This window comes from Actinotalea ferrariae CF5-4 (assembly GCF_000603945.1).
In the GTDB taxonomy this organism is placed as follows: Bacteria; Actinomycetota; Actinomycetes; order Actinomycetales; family Cellulomonadaceae; genus Actinotalea; species Actinotalea ferrariae.
Window position 1 is genome coordinate 1 of sequence record NZ_AXCW01000605.1, and the last position, 422, is coordinate 422.

Consider the following 422-nt stretch of genomic DNA (forward strand, 5'->3'; position numbering starts at 1 on the left):
GTCCGAGGAACCCGGCCCAGCCGGGCAGGCGCAGCAGCTCGGTGCGCGCCCAGGCGGTGAGGTCGTGGTCGGCCGCCAGCGCGCCCAGCAGGTCCGCGGCAGCGCCGGGCAGGGCGCTGCGGACACTGTCGGCGTCGGCACGGGCGGGCAGGGCACCCGCCCGGACCAGGGCGCGGCGCAGCGAGGGCTCCTGCGTCGCGACGAGGCGAAACCAGTCCCACAGGCCCTGGTCGCGTCCCGGGGCCGGCCACGGCGTGTCACCGGTGTCGGTCCACGCCGCGAGCCAGGAGCTCATGAGGGTGTCGACGACGTCGTCCGGGCTGCTGGCGGCCCGGTCGCCGCCCGCCGCGGAGGACGGCGCGGCCTCCAGCCCCGGGACGGGCGTCCACCCCCGGGCCGCCGCGGCCTGGACCGCGGCGTCG

At 80.1% G+C, this 422-nt stretch carries 1 protein-coding gene; it reads right to left on the bottom strand.

What is annotated here, in order from left to right; genetic code table 11:
- The coding region (locus N866_RS19450; RefSeq protein ID WP_216699516.1) for a putative inorganic carbon transporter subunit DabA at positions 1–295 on the bottom strand (295 nt) is incomplete at its 3' end.
- Positions 296–422 lie beyond the last annotated feature (127 nt).